Source organism: Paraburkholderia sp., from assembly GCF_036488505.1.
Lineage (GTDB): Bacteria > Pseudomonadota > Gammaproteobacteria > Burkholderiales > Burkholderiaceae > Paraburkholderia.
In genome coordinates this window covers 24186-38407 of record NZ_DASXHN010000349.1, presented here as the reverse complement: position 1 = coordinate 38407, position 14222 = coordinate 24186, and the positions used below count along the sequence as shown (strand labels likewise).

17 protein-coding genes are annotated in these 14222 nt (G+C 65.7%); 5 read left to right on the top strand and 12 right to left on the bottom strand.

The genetic code is table 11. From position 1 onward, the window contains the following. Window positions 1-492: 492 nt before the first annotated feature. Window positions 493-1863, top strand: a complete 1371-nt coding sequence (locus VGH68_RS20625; RefSeq protein WP_331605585.1) for an MFS transporter — start codon at window positions 493-495, stop codon at window positions 1861-1863. 150 nt (window positions 1864-2013) lie between these two features. On the opposite strand, the gene ltaE is transcribed toward VGH68_RS20625, so the two are convergent. The 3 genes from ltaE to VGH68_RS20610 all read right to left on the bottom strand — a co-directional run bounded on the left by ltaE (window position 2014) and on the right by VGH68_RS20610 (window position 4452). Next, window positions 2014-3021 (bottom strand): low-specificity L-threonine aldolase, encoded by a 1008-nt coding sequence (gene ltaE / locus VGH68_RS20620; protein ID WP_331605541.1) that lies wholly within the window; start codon window positions 3019-3021, stop codon window positions 2014-2016. 175 nt (window positions 3022-3196) lie between these two features. Then, on the bottom strand, window positions 3197-3964 hold the full coding sequence (locus tag VGH68_RS20615) for a peptidoglycan DD-metalloendopeptidase family protein (RefSeq protein WP_331605540.1): 768 nt from the start codon (window positions 3962-3964) through the stop codon (window positions 3197-3199). Between the two features lie 176 nt (window positions 3965-4140). Then, window positions 4141-4452, bottom strand: a complete 312-nt coding sequence (locus VGH68_RS20610; RefSeq protein ID WP_331605539.1) for a cupin domain-containing protein — start codon at window positions 4450-4452, stop codon at window positions 4141-4143. A 231-nt stretch (window positions 4453-4683) separates the two neighbouring features. On the opposite strand from VGH68_RS20610, the gene VGH68_RS20605 reads away from it, so the two are divergent. Further along, window positions 4684-5004 carry a hypothetical protein gene (locus VGH68_RS20605; RefSeq protein ID WP_331605538.1) on the top strand — a complete coding sequence of 107 codons (321 nt, stop codon included), beginning with the start codon at window positions 4684-4686 and terminating at the stop codon, window positions 5002-5004. Window positions 5005-5135: 131 nt separating this feature from the next. Here the strand turns inward: VGH68_RS20605 and VGH68_RS20600 are convergent, their stop codons facing one another. The 7 genes from VGH68_RS20600 to VGH68_RS20570 all read right to left on the bottom strand — a co-directional run bounded on the left by VGH68_RS20600 (window position 5136) and on the right by VGH68_RS20570 (window position 10626). After that, on the bottom strand, window positions 5136-5471 hold the full coding sequence (locus VGH68_RS20600) for a DUF4148 domain-containing protein (RefSeq protein ID WP_331605537.1): 336 nt from the start codon (window positions 5469-5471) through the stop codon (window positions 5136-5138). Between the two features lie 262 nt (window positions 5472-5733). Further along, window positions 5734-7143, bottom strand: coding sequence for an NADP-dependent phosphogluconate dehydrogenase (gene gndA / locus VGH68_RS20595; RefSeq protein WP_331605536.1), 1410 nt, complete (start codon window positions 7141-7143; stop codon window positions 5734-5736). A 190-nt stretch (window positions 7144-7333) separates the two neighbouring features. Then, on the bottom strand, window positions 7334-7945 hold the full coding sequence (locus VGH68_RS20590; protein WP_331605535.1) for a DUF938 domain-containing protein: 612 nt from the start codon (window positions 7943-7945) through the stop codon (window positions 7334-7336). Between the two features lie 14 nt (window positions 7946-7959). Beyond that, complete coding sequence (locus tag VGH68_RS20585; protein WP_331605534.1) at window positions 7960-8577, bottom strand: pyridoxamine 5'-phosphate oxidase family protein; 618 nt, start codon at window positions 8575-8577, stop codon at window positions 7960-7962. 40 nt (window positions 8578-8617) lie between these two features. Then, window positions 8618-9487, bottom strand: coding sequence for an NAD-dependent protein deacetylase (locus tag VGH68_RS20580; RefSeq protein ID WP_331605533.1), 870 nt, complete (start codon window positions 9485-9487; stop codon window positions 8618-8620). Window positions 9488-9516: 29 nt separating this feature from the next. Then, complete coding sequence (locus VGH68_RS20575; RefSeq protein ID WP_331605584.1) at window positions 9517-9699, bottom strand: oxidoreductase-like domain-containing protein; 183 nt, start codon at window positions 9697-9699, stop codon at window positions 9517-9519. Window positions 9700-9861: 162 nt separating this feature from the next. Next, window positions 9862-10626 (bottom strand): SDR family oxidoreductase, encoded by a 765-nt coding sequence (locus VGH68_RS20570; RefSeq protein WP_331605532.1) that lies wholly within the window; start codon window positions 10624-10626, stop codon window positions 9862-9864. 267 nt (window positions 10627-10893) lie between these two features. Between VGH68_RS20570 and VGH68_RS20565 the strand changes: the two genes are divergently transcribed. Further along, window positions 10894-11577 (top strand): Pr6Pr family membrane protein, encoded by a 684-nt coding sequence (locus VGH68_RS20565; RefSeq protein ID WP_331605531.1) that lies wholly within the window; start codon window positions 10894-10896, stop codon window positions 11575-11577. Between the two features lie 211 nt (window positions 11578-11788). Beyond that, a complete protein-coding gene (locus VGH68_RS20560; RefSeq protein WP_331605530.1) occupies window positions 11789-12064 on the top strand; it encodes a CsbD family protein in 276 nt (91 codons plus the stop codon). A gap of 49 nt (window positions 12065-12113) precedes the next feature. Here VGH68_RS20560 and VGH68_RS20555 read toward each other — a convergent pair whose 3' ends face one another. Further along, on the bottom strand, window positions 12114-12923 hold the full coding sequence (locus VGH68_RS20555; RefSeq protein ID WP_331605528.1) for an exodeoxyribonuclease III: 810 nt from the start codon (window positions 12921-12923) through the stop codon (window positions 12114-12116). 39 nt (window positions 12924-12962) lie between these two features. Then, window positions 12963-13181: a hypothetical protein gene (locus VGH68_RS20550; RefSeq protein ID WP_331605526.1), complete on the bottom strand. Its 219-nt coding sequence runs from the start codon at window positions 13179-13181 to the stop codon at window positions 12963-12965. A gap of 327 nt (window positions 13182-13508) precedes the next feature. Between VGH68_RS20550 and VGH68_RS20545 the strand changes: the two genes are divergently transcribed. After that, complete coding sequence (locus tag VGH68_RS20545) at window positions 13509-14216, top strand: (2Fe-2S)-binding protein (RefSeq protein ID WP_331605525.1); 708 nt, start codon at window positions 13509-13511, stop codon at window positions 14214-14216. The last annotated feature ends 6 nt before the right edge of the window (window positions 14217-14222 follow it).

Here is a 14222-nt window from a genome sequence, read left to right as displayed (position 1 = left end):
TCCTCCACGGCGATTATTTTTTTTGGCGCATGACGCAGGCGCGACGCACGCATGACGGGCAGACACGCCGGCCCACTGGCGCGATCGGAGGTCCAATCGTAGGTTCTTCTGGCCGACATGTGTTGAGAGCATACGCTTTGAAGGCCCCCGAGCGTTGCAGTTCGGCAGTGCCGTGCGCGGTCGACGGTTAGTTGCCTAACGACGGTTCGGACGATGCGCCGCTCCGCGCGCGTCGCTGCACGTTTACCCGGTCTCTGCAACAATCGCGGATAGTGTGCTGCGCCGCGCAGCTGGTCTTGCAGACTGCTTTCACAACAGGACCGCGCAGCGCGCACATTCCTTTCAACGCAACCCGCTGCTCACGCGCGCCCGCGCCTATCCTGTTACGGACCGGCCGGCGCGTCGGCATGTATAACCGACGAGCCACCCTTGTCCGATAAGCTCAGCCGTTCCGACGGCGCCTGCGCGCCCACCCTGCCGGCGGACGACTCGATGTCCGCCGCCAACCGCCGTGCGATGGGCGCGATCATGCTCGCGGTCACGCTCGCCACGCTCGACACGGCGATCGCCAACACCGCTTTGCCGACGATCGGCGCCGATCTGCACACGGCGCCCGCGGCATCGGTTTGGATCATCAACGCGTATCAACTGGCGATGATCGCGACGCTGCTGCCGTTTGCCGCGCTCGGCGACATCGTCGGGCATCGGCGCATCTACATCGGCGGCATCGCGTTGTTCACGCTGAGTTCGCTCGGCTGTGCGATCGCGCCGACACTGCTGCTGCTTACCGCCGCGCGGGCCGTGCAGGGACTCGGCGCTGCCGCGATCATGAGCGTGAACGCGGCGCTGATCCGCCATCTGTATCCGCCGCATCGGCTCGGACGCGGGCTCGGCACCAATGCGCTCGTCGTCGGGGTGTCGTTCGCGGTCGGGCCGACGGTGGCGTCGCTGATTTTGTCCGTCGCTGACTGGCCGTGGCTATTCGCGGTCAACGTGCCGCTCGGCGTGCTCGCGCTGGCCTTCGCGTGGCCCGCGTTGCCGCACACCGCGCAGGGCAAGCATCAGTTCGATCCGGTCGCCGCGCTGTTGAACGTCATTACGTTCGCCGCGCTGATCTTCGCGCTCGGCGAGGCGGCGCAGCGCGCATCGATGCCGCTCGTGCTGAGCGCCGCGGCGATCGCGCTGGTGTTCGGGCTGCTGCTGATTCGCCGCGAGGCCGGCCATCCCGCGCCAATGCTGCCGGTCGATCTGTTCAAGCGGCCGGTGTTCGCGCTGTCGGCGGTCACGGCCGTGTGCTCGTTCGCCGCGCAGGGCCTCGCGTTCGTGTCGCTGCCGTTCTATTTCGAGGACGTGCTGCTGCGCAGCCAGGTCGAGACCGGCTTTCTAATGACGCCGTGGCCCGTCGTGGTCGCGCTCGCCGCGCCGCTCGCGGGCGCGCTGTCCGACCGTTATCCGCCGGGTCTGCTCGGCGCGATCGGGCTCGCGGTGCTAGCGGCGGGGATGGCGTCGCTCGCGCTATTGCCCGCGCATCCGCACGTGCTCGACATCGGCATACGCATGGCGATTTGCGGCGCGGGCTTCGGCTTTTTCCAGTCGCCGAACCTGAAGGCGCTGATGGCGAGCGCGCCGCCGGAACGCAGCGGCGGCGCAAGCGGCACCATCGCGACTTCGCGGCTGCTCGGACAGACCTCGGGTGCGGCACTGGTCGCGTTGTGCTTCGGGATTGCCGGCCGGCAGCATGGGCCGATGCTCGCGCTCGGCCTCGGCGGGTTCTTCGCTGCCGCGGCGAGTCTTGCGAGTGGTTTGCGGTTGCTCGCGCCATCGCATCGCTCGGGCGTGCACGCGCAAGCGGCCGTGAAGTGACGCGGCGGCGGGGAGCGAGATTCGAGAGGATAAAGCGCCGCTCGTGCAGTCGGGGCGAACCAGACTAGATCAGCAGCAGTAGCACAAGAGCCTGAGGCGGCAATCGCAGCAGCCACCTCAGGCGTGTGATCACACAACGCGATCAGCGCATCATCGCGCCGCGAAGTACGCCTTTACCGCCGCAATAAACGTATCGATATCGGCACGCGACACGTCACTATGCGTGACGAAGCGCGACGCATACAGCATCTGCGTGAGGATGCCGCGCTCTTTCAGCCACGCTTCCAGCGGCGCGCAATGCTGCTGCGGAAACTGTGCGAACACCATATTGGTCGCAACCGACTGCACCTTCACCTGCTCGAGCGTCTCCAGCCCTGCCGCCAGATGCGCGGCGTTCGCGTGGTCGTCGGCGAGGCGCTCGACGTTGTGATCGAGCGCGTACAGGCAGGCCGCCGCCAGCACGCCGGCCTGGCGCATGCCGCCGCCCAGCACCTTGCGCCAGCGATGCGCGACGTCGATCAACCCGCGGCTGCCGACCAGCACCGAGCCCACCGGTGCGCCCAACCCCTTCGAAAAGCAGATCGACACCGAATCGAACGGCTCGGCGAGCGCCGCGACCGGCTTGCCCGACGCGACCGCCGCGTTGAACACGCGCGCGCCGTCGAGGTGAGCCGACAGGCCGCGCTCGCGCGCGAGCTGCGTCGCCTGCGCGACATAGTCGGCCGGCAGCACCTTGCCGCCTATCGTGTTTTCCAGCGCGAGCAAACGCGTGCGCGCGAAGTGGTCGTCGACCGGCTTGATCGCGGCGGCAATCTTCTCGAGCGGGATCGAGCCGTCGGCGGCGTTTTCGAGCGGCTGCGGCTGGATGCTGCCGAGCACCGCCGCGCCGCCGCCCTCGTATTTGTAGGTATGGGCGAGCTGGCCGACGATGTATTCGTCGCCGCGCGCGCAGTGCGCCATCAATGCGGCGAGGTTGCTTTGCGTGCCGCTCGGAAAAAACAGCCCCGCTTCCTTGCCGGCGCGCTCGGCCATCGTCGTCTGCAGACGCAGTACGGTGGGGTCGTCGCCCCAGACGTCGTCGCCGACTTCGGCCGCCGACATCGCCGCGAGCATCGGCGGAGTCGGACGGGTGACGGTATCGCTGCGCAAATCGATCATTGTGTGTCCTTGTACATCCATGAATGACAGCCTACGGCAGCCGGCCGCGTGTGTATTCCATATGGAAAGCACACGCAGCGGCGAACAAGCCACACAGTGTATTTCAATTGAAGCGGCGCCGAAAATCGGCGCATCCCCGAAGGGGGCGCACAGCCGGCCGCTAAACGATCGATGCTCAGCCGCCCGGTTTCGGCAGCCACTGCAGCGGGTCGACCGGCTGGCCGTTCTGACGCACTTCGAACTGGATCGACGCGACGCCGCGACTATCGACGCCCACTTCGCCGATGGTCTGCCCTTGAGCGACCGCGTCGCCTTCCTTGACCAGCAACTGGCTGTTCTGGCCATACGCGGTGATCAGCGAGTCGCTGTGCTTGATGATGATCAGCGGGCCATACGCTTCGATGCCGGTGCCCGCGTAGACGACCCGGCCAGTCGCCGCGGCTTTCACTGGGTCGCCCGGCTGCCCGCCGATCACGATGCCGTTCGACTTGCCCGGCGAGAATGTCTTCAGAATCGGGCCGCGCAACGGCCATTGCAGCACGCCCTGCTGCGGCCCCGCCGGGCTCGGCGCGCCTGGCACCGTGCCCGGCGTGGCTGGCGCGGCCGCCACCGGCGGTGTGACGATGCTGCCGGAGGCCATCGGCGGCGATACCCGCAGCACCTGGCCGGGTGCCACCGGCGAGTTGACCGCGAGGCCGTTCCACGCGGCGATCTCCTGCGGCTTGCGGCCATACGCCGAGGCGATGCCGCCGAGCGTGTCGCCGGCGTTCACGCGGTAAAAGCCGGCGGGCACGGGGACCGTCGACAGACTCGTCGGATTGGACGGCGCATTGCTGTAGAACGGCGTGCTGTCCCACGGCATCGTCGTGCAGCCGGCGACCGCCGCGCCCAGCGCGGCCGCCGTCAGCACGCGAATCCCCGTCAGTTGCCATTGTTTTGTCATGTGATTTTCCTCGACGAGTTTCTCAATCGGATTCAATCGATGCCCTAGCATTTTGCGTGCCGCCACGCGGTCGCTGCGCGGGACGCTGCACAGATTGTCTCGCTGCACAGGCTGTCTATTATGCGCGACCGCCACATGGGCGCCGGAATCGATGCGCGGTCAAACTGCCGTGTTCTTCAGACGCTGCCCTGCGTTTCGACGACCAGCACGCGCGCGGCGCCGAGCGGATGCGCGACGTGCTCGGTGCCCGCAGACGCATAGAAGACGTCGCCGGTTTCGAGCACCGTCGAGCGTTCAACGCCGTCCTCGCGATAGCGCATCTCGACCCGCCCGTCGAGCACCGCGAACACCTCGTCGCCGTCGTTGACGTGCCACTTGTACGGCTGGTCGGTCCAGTGCAGACGCGTGGTGATGCCGTTCATATTGGCGATCTCGAGCGCGCCCCATGGACGCGTCGCGGTAAAGTCCCTGCTGCGGATGATCTTCATGGTCGATGGGCGGTTGGCAAGCGCATGGACCGCGCGGCGCGCTCGGCTGGTATTCGGCGGCGCTTGCGCGGGTGGCCCTCATTATAGGTCTGGCGCTTGCTCGCCTCCGATCGGGCGTCATCGGGGGGGCGATTCGTCCGATTAGTGAAACCCCGAGGCGGTCGCCTATACTCACTCAAGCCGCGTGGCACACCCTGTACGACAGCGTCTGGATTCTGGGAGGAGTCGAGGATGAACAAAGCCACTTTTCTGGCCGTGCAACTGAACGTGGACGATGTAGCGGCGTCCCCCGGCCTCGTCGAGTTGCTGAACACCCACCTGGTTTTTGCGGCCGACGTCGCCGAGGCCGCCGATGCGCTCGTGCAACTGGCCAGCATTGCGGGGCTGGCGAGCGGCGTCGAGGCGAGCGTCGAGCTTCCCGCGGTGGCGATCGAGCGGCTGCGCGAGGCGCTCGATAATCTGAGCGGCTACGACGAATCCTGGCTGCTCGCACTCGAACCGAGCAGCGCGCTTTTCGACGAGATCGGCCGCCGGCATCGCACTTTGCATTGAACCGGTAACTTCAGGCGGTAAACGACAAAACGCCATCCGATCAAACCGGATGGCGTTTTTTCTTGCCTGCCGCGGTGCGCTGTGGCGCGACGCGGCGTCTACATCAAACCTGCTGCAACTCGTATCGGCGATTAATTGCCGAAGTAGACCGAGTTACGGTCGGACTTGGCCGGGCTCGCTGCACGGCCAGCTTGCGACGTGCTGACAGCCGGTGCGCCGTAGCCACTGGTGTTCGCGGTGTTCGCTGCGACCGCCGTACCGTTTTGCGCCTGGACGCGAGCCTCGGCGGCCTGGATATCAGCCGGATAGTCGATCTCGCTGGCGACCGGGTTGTAGCCTGCCTTTTCGAGTTGAACCAGTTGCGCGCGAACTTCGGCGCGGGTAACCGGCTGGTTCGCCTGCGCGAACGAAGCAACAGGAGCAGCAAGGGCGGCGGCGATAGCAACGGCAGAAATAAGAGTCTTCATGATCAACCTCCAATAACTTGTTTGTGTTGCGCTTCGGTGTTTCTCCCTCAGCGCTTGAATGCAAGTTTAGGAGCATGGAGACCTAGGGTAAACCCCTAAAGCAATGAAACTCTATTTCGATCCTCACAATAATCACCGTAGCTTCTACGCCAGAGACTGAAACGACAACAGATTCCGCAATAATCTTACGCGTTGAAAGCTTCCGGCGAGGGGCAAGCCCGGCACGCGTGCGATGACGCGCAGCGGGCCGCTATCGAGCCGTTCACCCCCAATGCGCGTGAAAGCTGCCCGGCTTGTCGATGCGTTCGAACGTATGCGCGCCGAAGAAATCACGCTGTGCCTGGACGAGGTTCGCGGGCAGACGCTCGGAACGGTAAGCGTCGAAATATGCGATCGCCGATGCGAACGCCGGCACCGGTACGCCCGCGTTGACCGCGGCCACCACGACTTCGCGCAGCGCCGTCTGGTAGTTCTTCGCGATATCGCGGAAGTACGGGTCGAGCAGCAGGTTGGCGAGCGCCTTGTCCTTCGCGTAAGCGTCGGTGATCTTCTGCAGGAAGCGCGCGCGGATGATACAGCCCGCGCGGAAAATCTTCGCGATGGTCCCGAAGTCGAGATCCCAGTTGTACTCTTCAGAAGCCGCGCGCAGTTGCGCGAAGCCCTGCGCATACGAGATCACCTTGCTGAAGTACAGCGCGCGGCGCACCGATTCGATAAACGCATCGCGCGCACCGCCAAGTGGCTTCGCCTGCGGTCCTTCGAGTACCTTGCTCGCGGCCACCCGCTGATCCTTCAGCGACGACAGCACGCGCGCGAACACCGCTTCGGTGATCAACGGCAGAGGCGCGCCGAGGTCGAGCGCGTTCTGGCTGGTCCATTTGCCGGTGCCCTTCTGCGCGGCGCGGTCGAGAATCACGTCGACGAGATCCTTGCCGGTTTCGTCGTCCTTCTTGCCGAAAATCTTCGATGTGATTTCGATCAGATAGCTGTCCAGTTCGCCCTGGTTCCACTCGGTGTAGACCTTGCCGAGTTCTTCGTTCGACAGGCCGACCACCTGCTTGAGCACCGCGTAGCTCTCGGCGATCAGTTGCATGTCGCCGTATTCGATGCCGTTATGCACCATCTTCACGAAGTGGCCGGCGCCGTCCGGTCCCATGTACGCGACGCATGGTTCGCCGTCCGGCGCCTTGGCGGCGATTTCGGTGAGGATCGGGGCCACCAGATCGTACGCGTCGCGCTGGCCGCCCGGCATGATGGACGGGCCTTTCAGCGCGCCTTCCTCGCCACCCGACACGCCCGTGCCGATGAAATGCAGGCCCGCCTTCGCGAGTTCCTGATTGCGGCGGATCGTGTCGGTGAAATGCGTGTTGCCGCCGTCGATCAGGATGTCGCCCTTTTCCAGCAGCGGCTTGAGCGACGCGATCGTCGCATCGGTCGGCGCGCCGGCCTTGACCATCAGCAGAATGCGGCGCGGCTTTTCGAGCGAGTCGACGAACTCTTCCAGCGTGAAGGCCGGCACCAGTTTCTTGTCCGGAAATTGGGCGACGAGTTCGTCGGTCTTCTCGCGGCTACGGTTATAGACCGACACCGCATGGCCGCGGCTCTCGATGTTCAGCGCCAGATTGCGGCCCATCACCGCTAGCCCCACCACGCCGATTGCCTGTTTGCCCATGTGAATTCTCCAGAGTCCAATGAATGTCGTGACGCCGCGTTGCGCCAAACGCCGGCGCGGCGTCGAGGGTGAAAGAATAAAAGAAATGTACGCTCGCCGCTCGGCGGCGGGCAGTGAGCGCCGGTGTTTTGGCGTCTGCCCGAGCATCGGTCATGCACGGGCGCCGTTAGATCGCCATCTCACCCGCATATCAGGTTCCTGCCCGCTTCCTGAAAACCAGGCTGAAATTGTTTGCCGGCATCGCCACCACTTTTTCGCACGCCAGCCCCGGGGCCTCGCCGAGCGCGACGACTGCCTCCATATCGCGGACGCCCCATGCGGGGTCGCGGCTCTTCAGCCATTGATCGAACGCGTCGTTGCTCGGCGCGGTGTGCGCGCCGCCGCGCTTGTATGGACCGTACAGATACAGTACGCCGCCATCGACGAGCCGCCGTCCCACCCCGTCGAACAACGCCTGCGCGGCGCTCCACGGCGAGATGTGGATCATGTTGATGCAGACGGCCGCGTCGAGCGTATCGACGCCCCAATCCGGCTGACGGACGTCGAGCGCGAGCGGCGCGCGCAGATTCGGCAGCCCCGCATGCGCGGCCCACGCGGCGATCGACGCGCGGGCGTCGGCGTCGGCGTCGCTCGGCTGCCAGTCCAGCGTGGGCAGCGCGCCGGCGAACCAGACCGAGTGCTCGCCGGTGCCGCTGGCGATTTCGAGCACGCGGCCGCTGGCCGGCAGCGCGTCGCGCAGCACCGCAAGGATCGGTTCGCGATTGCGTTCGGCGGAAGGCGAATGTTGGCGGGCGTCGGTCATCGTCGGTTTGCCGATTAGTACAAGCTTGCCCGCACGCGCGCGGGCAGGTCGCGGTCGTAGGCGGCCGCGTCGAATTCTTCGCCATCGCTGGTCGCGATGATGCGCCGCAGAATCTCGCCCGCGCTCGGCAGTTGCGAGCGGTCGATGTGGCGCGCCGGGTCCCACAGCTTCGAGCGCACGATCGCCTTTGAGCAGTGGAAGTACACCGCGTCGACGTCGATCAGCAGCACCGTGCGCGGCAGTTTGCCGTCGACGGCGAAACTGTCCAGCAGCGCGGGTTCGTTCGAGATCCGGCCGCGGCCGTTCACGCGCAAGGTTTCGCTGACGCCCGGTATGACGAACAACAGCGCGAGCCGTGGATCCACGATGACGTTGCGCAAGCTGTCGAGCCGGTTGTTGCCGGGGCGATCCGGCAGCGCGAGCGTGCGTTCGTCGACGCAGCGCACGAATCCGGGCACGTCGCCGCGCGGCGAACAGTCGAGGCCTTGCGGGCCGCTCGTCGCAAGCACCGCGAGAGGCGCGGCCTCGATGAACGCGCGGTAATCGTCGTTGACATACGGAATTTCCTTGCGCAGCGCGCGCTCGCCGGGCTGGTCGTAGAGCGCTTCGAGTTGTTCGATCGTCGTCAGCATGCGGATTGCCTGAAAGAGAGTTGCGGTTCGGCGCCGGCCGTCAAGCGCCGGCCAGCATCCCGGCGAGCGCGCTCAACGTGTCGCCGCACGGCGCGGCCACTTTCAGCGCGAGCAGCGGATCGGCGCGCGTGCGCCCGAGGTTGATCGCCGCGATCGGCTTGCCCTGCCGCTGCGCCCACACACAGAACCGGTAGCCGGAATACACCATCAGCGACGAGCCGGCCACCAGCACCGCGTCGGCCGCGTCGAGCGCGTGCGACGCCACTTCGACGCGCGCCTTCGGCACGTTCTCGCCGAAAAAAACCACCGACGGTTTCAACAGCCCGCCGCAGTTCGAACACGCGGGTACGCGAAAACCGCCGAGATCGTGCCATTCGAGATGCGCGTCGCCGTCGGCGGCGGCTTCGGTCGTGACGTCGAGCAGCGCCGGGTTATCGGCTTCGAGTGTCTGCTGGATCGACGCGCGCGCATGCTGCATCCCGCAGTCGAGACAGGTTACGCCGTCGATGCCGCCATGCAGTTCGATCACGTCGCGGCTGCCCGCGCGCTGATGCAGGCCATCGACGTTCTGCGTCACCAGCGTCGGCACATGCCCCGCCGCTTCGAGCCGCGCGAGCGCGACATGCGCGGCGTTCGGCTGCGCCCGCGCGACCAGCGGCCAGCCGATCATGCTGCGCGCCCAGTAGCGCTGACGCATCGCGAGCGTGCCGAGAAATTCCTGCAGCGTGATCGGCGGCGAGCGCTTCCATGCGCCATTGTCGTCGCGATAGCCGGGGATGCCGGAGTCGGTGCTGATGCCCGCGCCGGTCAGTACGAACAAACGCGGATGACGCTGCACGAACCGATGCAGGTCGTCGAGCGTGTGCGCTTCGATCAAAGAGTCGTTCGGCGGGAGCTGAAGATCGGTCATGAAGGGGACGGTGCAAAATCGTGCGCCACTCAGCGGGGCCTGCGCGGCGCTTTCGACCGCCGCGGCGACTGCGTCGCCGAGCGCTGCGGCGCCTCGTGGGACTGCCGCCATGCGGCCAGCGCGATCTCGTAGCGTTCGAGCGCTTCGTCGTAGAGATCGAACACACACTGAATGCAGCCGCTATGACAGCAGTCTTCGAGATCGGGCTTCACGGGCGGCTGCGGCGGCGGATCGTCGTCGCCGGATGTGGCTCGGGGCACGGCGGGTGTGGCTTTCGCGCGGAGACGGAAAGCGCTCAGTATAGGTTGAACGCGAGTCGAACGCGCGCGCCGCGTTGGCGCCCGCGCTGCCGCCCTACCGCGATCAGGCGCCGCTCAACCGCGCCCGACGAACGGCATCTTGCTGGCCATGATCGTCATGAACTGCACGTTCGCCGATAGCGGCAGATTCGCCATATGCAGCACCGCGTCGGCGACATGCTGCACGTCCATCAGCGGCTCGATCGCGATTTCGCCGTTCGCTTGCGGCACACCGCGCGCCATCCGCTCGGCCATCTCGGTCGCCGCATTACCGATGTCGATCTGTCCGCACACGATGTCGTATTTGCGGCCGTCGAGCGACACCGCCTTGGTCAGGCCGGTGATCGCGTGCTTGGTGGCCGTGTAGGCCGCGCTGTTCGGCCGCGGCGCATGCGCGGAAATCGAGCCGTTGTTGATGATGCGACCGCCGCGCGGGTTCTGCGTCTTCATCAGACCAAACGCGGCGCGCGTGCAGAGGAACACCCCGTTCAGGTTGGTATCGACGACCGAGCGCCATACGTCGATGTCGAGTTCGTCGAGATCGACCGGCGGGCCGTTGCGTCCCGCGTTGTTGAACAGCACGTCGAGCCGGCCGAAGCGCGCGCGGACCGTGTCGAACAGCGCGGCCACGCTATCCGCGTCCGTTACGTCGCACGACACCGGGAGCGCGTCGCCGCGCTGTGCGGTGATTTCGCCGGCCACCGCATCGAGCGCCGCCTGACGCCGCCCGGCTAGCACGACGCTATAACCGTGCTGTCCCAGCGTGAGCGCGCACGCGCGACCGATGCCGCTGCCCGCGCCCGTTACTAGCGCCACTTTCCTGTTTGCCGTTTCCGACATCGTGCATCTCCTGTTGGGTTGTGCTGGTTGACGCGCACATGCCCACCGTGAACAGCCTGGCGCGCGCGTCGTTTTCGCCCCGCACCATACAACAGTGAATGGCCGATCGCAAACCGCGCGCCGCCATGACACGCTGAATGCCCAAGCGACAGGCCGGGGTCTTTCAGCCCCCTTTCACCGCTGCGCCCGAATGCGAACGCGCAAGCGTCCATGCACGCTACGCCCGAGTGCACGCCGCGACGCGCGCCGCCCTGGTAGAATCGGCCCATGCGCCCAATCCGTATCCGGCAGCGCGAGCCCGAGCTTCCGCTGCACACACCCAGTGTGTCGTCGCTGACGCTGGCGGCGGTCATCGCCGTGATCGCGTGGATTTCGCTCCTCGCGCAAGCCGACGTGACGATCGATCGCACGCTCGCGCGCGGGCTGACGGTGTTCGACGGCCTCGCGCGCATGAGCAGCTACCTGACCAATCTGACCGTGCTCGCGTGTGCGATCTGCTTCACCAGCGTCGCGCTGTGGCAGCATCGCTCGCCGCTCGTGCGGTTTTTCCGTCAGCCGACCGTCGTGACCGCGGTGGTCGCCTATATGGTGTTCGTTGGCATCGCGTATAACCTGCTGCTGCGCGGCATCTGGACACCGACCGCGTATCGGCGGCTGCTCAACGAGTCGCTGCACAGCGTGCTGCCGATGCTCGCCGCGCTCTACTGGGTGTTGTTCGTGCCACGCTTTCAGTTGCGGCCGCGGCACTGTGTACTGTGGCTCGTCTATCCGCTCGCGTATCTCGGCATCACGTTCTGGCGCGGCAGCCTGTCGGACTTCTATCCGTATCCGTTTATCGATGTCGACACGCTCGGGCTGCGACAGGTACTCGTCAATGCGTCGCTGCTGTTCGGCGGGTTTCTGGTGCTGCTGGCCGTGTTCGTCGGCATCAACGCACGGCGGCGGCGCTGACGTCCGATTGGCTTTCGCCTGCGTTGCGCTTGCAGTTTCTTTGCGGTTCGGTGCCGCCGCACGCCTTCCCCTCTTGCCAGGCGCACTTCTTGCGCCCTCCAGTGACTGTCGCAGGTCATCGCCTTACTAGCGCGGCCCGCGCGACGCCCTGGTGTGACGCCGTTGCAATCGCAGCGGGCTCACACGTAAATATGACAACGGGAGCGATGCTATGGATACGAATTCAGCGGAAGGCACAGTCAAGGAAGTCGCCGGCAAGGTGCAAAGCGCGGCGGGCGACGCGCTCAGCGACGCCAGTATGCAAGTGTCGGGCAAGGCACGCGAATTGAGCGGCAAGGCGCAACAACTCTGCGCGAATACGACCAGCCTCGTGCGCGACACCGCGGTCGAAAATCCGTTCACGACGCTCGCGGTCGTCGCGCTGGCCGGGTTCGTGGCGGGTGCGCTGTGGTCGAACAACTCGTCGGACCGCGATTACCGGCGTTGATCGATAGGCAGGGCGGGCGATCTGCCACCAACGGTCGCCCGCTGCATCGTCAGGCGCTTTTCTTCCTGCGGCCGGCGCCCATATCCAGTTGCACCCAGGTAGGCGCATGGTCGCTCGCATGCGGCTCGCCGCGCACCCAGCGGTCGACGCCCGCATCGCGCAGACGCGGCGCAAGATCGGCGCTCAGCAGCAGATGATCGATGCGCAGCCCCGAATTGGTATCCCAATGCCGGCGGAAATAATCCCAGAACGTATAGACACGCTCGTCGCCGAAATGCGTGCGTAGCGCGTCGGTCCAGCCTTGCGCGAGAAGCTTTCGATAACGCTCACGGCTTTCCGGCTGCAGCAGTGCGTCCTTCAGCCACGAGCGCGGGTTGTAGATGTCTTCGTCGGTGGGCACCACGTTGTAGTCGCCTGCCAGCACGACCGGCTGACCGCTTTTGAAGAGCTTCGCCGCATGCGCGAGCAGATGGTCGAACCAGACCAGCTTGTAGTCGAATTTGGGACCGGGCTGCGGGTTGCCGTTCGGCAAGTACAGCGACGCGATCACCAGCCCGCCCGCTTCGGCCTCCAGATAGCGGCTATGCGTATCCGCCTCGAAACCCGGCAAGCCGCGCCGCCGTTCGACGGGCGCCGCGCCCTTCGCCAGAATCGCAACGCCGTTCCACGCGCTCTGCCCGTGCCACAGCGCGCCGTAACCGGCCTCGCGCAGCGGTTCGACCGGAAACGCGCTGTCCACCGCTTTGAGTTCCTGCAGGCACACGATGTCCGGCGCCTCGCGCTCCAGCCATTGCAATAGCGCCGGCAAGCGCGAGCGAATGCCGTTGATGTTGAACGTCGCAATCCGCAGTTTTGCCACGATCGTTTCTCCTCTACAGCGGGCAGGACCGGCGCAGACCTATCCCGCCGCGACGTCGCACCACTCGATCGCCCACGAGCGCGCGCAGCAGATCGCATCGGCTTCATTCGCAAAGCAATCGATGTCGCCCGACTCGTGAGACTGGAATGTTTCGTTGCGCCGCGGCACGCGGGTGATCTTCGCGCGCGCGTAGTAGACGCCCTCATCCGCGTGACGGGCGCGGCAATCGATATGGAAGTGCTTGTAGTCGAATTGCATGGGCTCTCCTGTGAACCTGGCCGTATCCAGTCACGCATCAGCGCCGCATCAGCCGTGGCCGAGCGGAGATTCCGGCGGCCATCGCGACTGACGATAGCACCGCTCATACCCGGCCCATGACCGTCGATCGTGAGTTCATTGCGAATACTAGCGTGCATTAATTGCGCGAATCGGCTTTGCTCTCACCGTGATTTTTTTATACCGTTCTACCTGCACCGGCACCGAGCGTGTTGTGCTTTGCTTTGCGCGTTTTGTTTCTACGCGATGCGTTGGACGTCGACGCGTCGTCAGCCTGCATTGACCTTTCAATGGAGTGAACCGAACGTCATGTCCACGCATACCGAATGTCAGGATTCAGGCGACGCAGCGTCGCCAGAGCCCACTTCGCAGTTATCACATCCGTCGCGCCGCCGCTTCCTTCAATCGGCGGCGGCCGCCGCGACGATCGGCGCGGCCCCGCATCTGCGCGCGCAAACGCAATCGCCAGCCGCGCCGCCCGCGCCGGCCAGTCCAGCGGTGCCGCCACGTCCGGTCACGCTCAACGTGAACGGCCGCCCCTATGCGCTGCAGCTCGAACCGCGCGTGACGCTACTCGACGCATTGCGCGAATACGCCGGTCTGATGGGCACGAAGAAAGGCTGCGACCGCGGCCAGTGCGGGGCCTGCACGGTGCTCGTCGAGGGGCGCCGGATCAACTCGTGTCTGACGCTCGCGGTGATGCATGAAGGCGAGAACATCACGACCGTCGAAGGACTCGCATCCGATGACGGCGCATTGAGCCCGTTGCAGCGCGCGTTCATCGAACACGACGCGTTTCAGTGCGGCTACTGTACGCCCGGGCAGTTGTGCTCCGCGACGGCGCTGCTGAGCGAATTCAGCAACGGCGCGGCGAGCACCGTCACCGCCGACGTGCGCGCACGTCCCGCCGCGCTATCCGACGCCGAGATTCGCGAGCGCATGAGCGGCAACCTGTGCCGCTGCGGTGCCTATGCGAACATTGTTGCCGCGGTGCGCGCCGCGCACGGCAACGCATAACGGAGA

Coding starts and splice junctions, on each gene's coding strand:
- ltaE (WP_331605541.1), bottom strand. CDS start 3,021: ATGATCGATTTGCGCAGCGATACCGTCACCCGTCCGACTCCGCCGATG.
- VGH68_RS20615 (WP_331605540.1), bottom strand. CDS start 3,964: ATGACAAAACAATGGCAACTGACGGGGATTCGCGTGCTGACGGCGGCC.
- VGH68_RS20610 (WP_331605539.1), bottom strand. CDS start 4,452: ATGAAGATCATCCGCAGCAGGGACTTTACCGCGACGCGTCCATGGGGC.
- VGH68_RS20565 (WP_331605531.1), top strand. CDS start 10,894: ATGCGCCCAATCCGTATCCGGCAGCGCGAGCCCGAGCTTCCGCTGCAC.
- VGH68_RS20550 (WP_331605526.1), bottom strand. CDS start 13,181: ATGCAATTCGACTACAAGCACTTCCATATCGATTGCCGCGCCCGTCAC.
- VGH68_RS20560 (WP_331605530.1), top strand. CDS start 11,789: ATGGATACGAATTCAGCGGAAGGCACAGTCAAGGAAGTCGCCGGCAAG.
- VGH68_RS20580 (WP_331605533.1), bottom strand. CDS start 9,487: ATGACCGATCTTCAGCTCCCGCCGAACGACTCTTTGATCGAAGCGCAC.
- VGH68_RS20625 (WP_331605585.1), top strand. CDS start 493: ATGTCCGCCGCCAACCGCCGTGCGATGGGCGCGATCATGCTCGCGGTC.
- VGH68_RS20590 (WP_331605535.1), bottom strand. CDS start 7,945: ATGACCGACGCCCGCCAACATTCGCCTTCCGCCGAACGCAATCGCGAA.
- gndA (WP_331605536.1), bottom strand. CDS start 7,143: ATGGGCAAACAGGCAATCGGCGTGGTGGGGCTAGCGGTGATGGGCCGC.
- VGH68_RS20570 (WP_331605532.1), bottom strand. CDS start 10,626: ATGTCGGAAACGGCAAACAGGAAAGTGGCGCTAGTAACGGGCGCGGGC.
- VGH68_RS20600 (WP_331605537.1), bottom strand. CDS start 5,471: ATGAAGACTCTTATTTCTGCCGTTGCTATCGCCGCCGCCCTTGCTGCT.
- VGH68_RS20545 (WP_331605525.1), top strand. CDS start 13,509: ATGTCCACGCATACCGAATGTCAGGATTCAGGCGACGCAGCGTCGCCA.
- VGH68_RS20585 (WP_331605534.1), bottom strand. CDS start 8,577: ATGCTGACGACGATCGAACAACTCGAAGCGCTCTACGACCAGCCCGGC.
- VGH68_RS20605 (WP_331605538.1), top strand. CDS start 4,684: ATGAACAAAGCCACTTTTCTGGCCGTGCAACTGAACGTGGACGATGTA.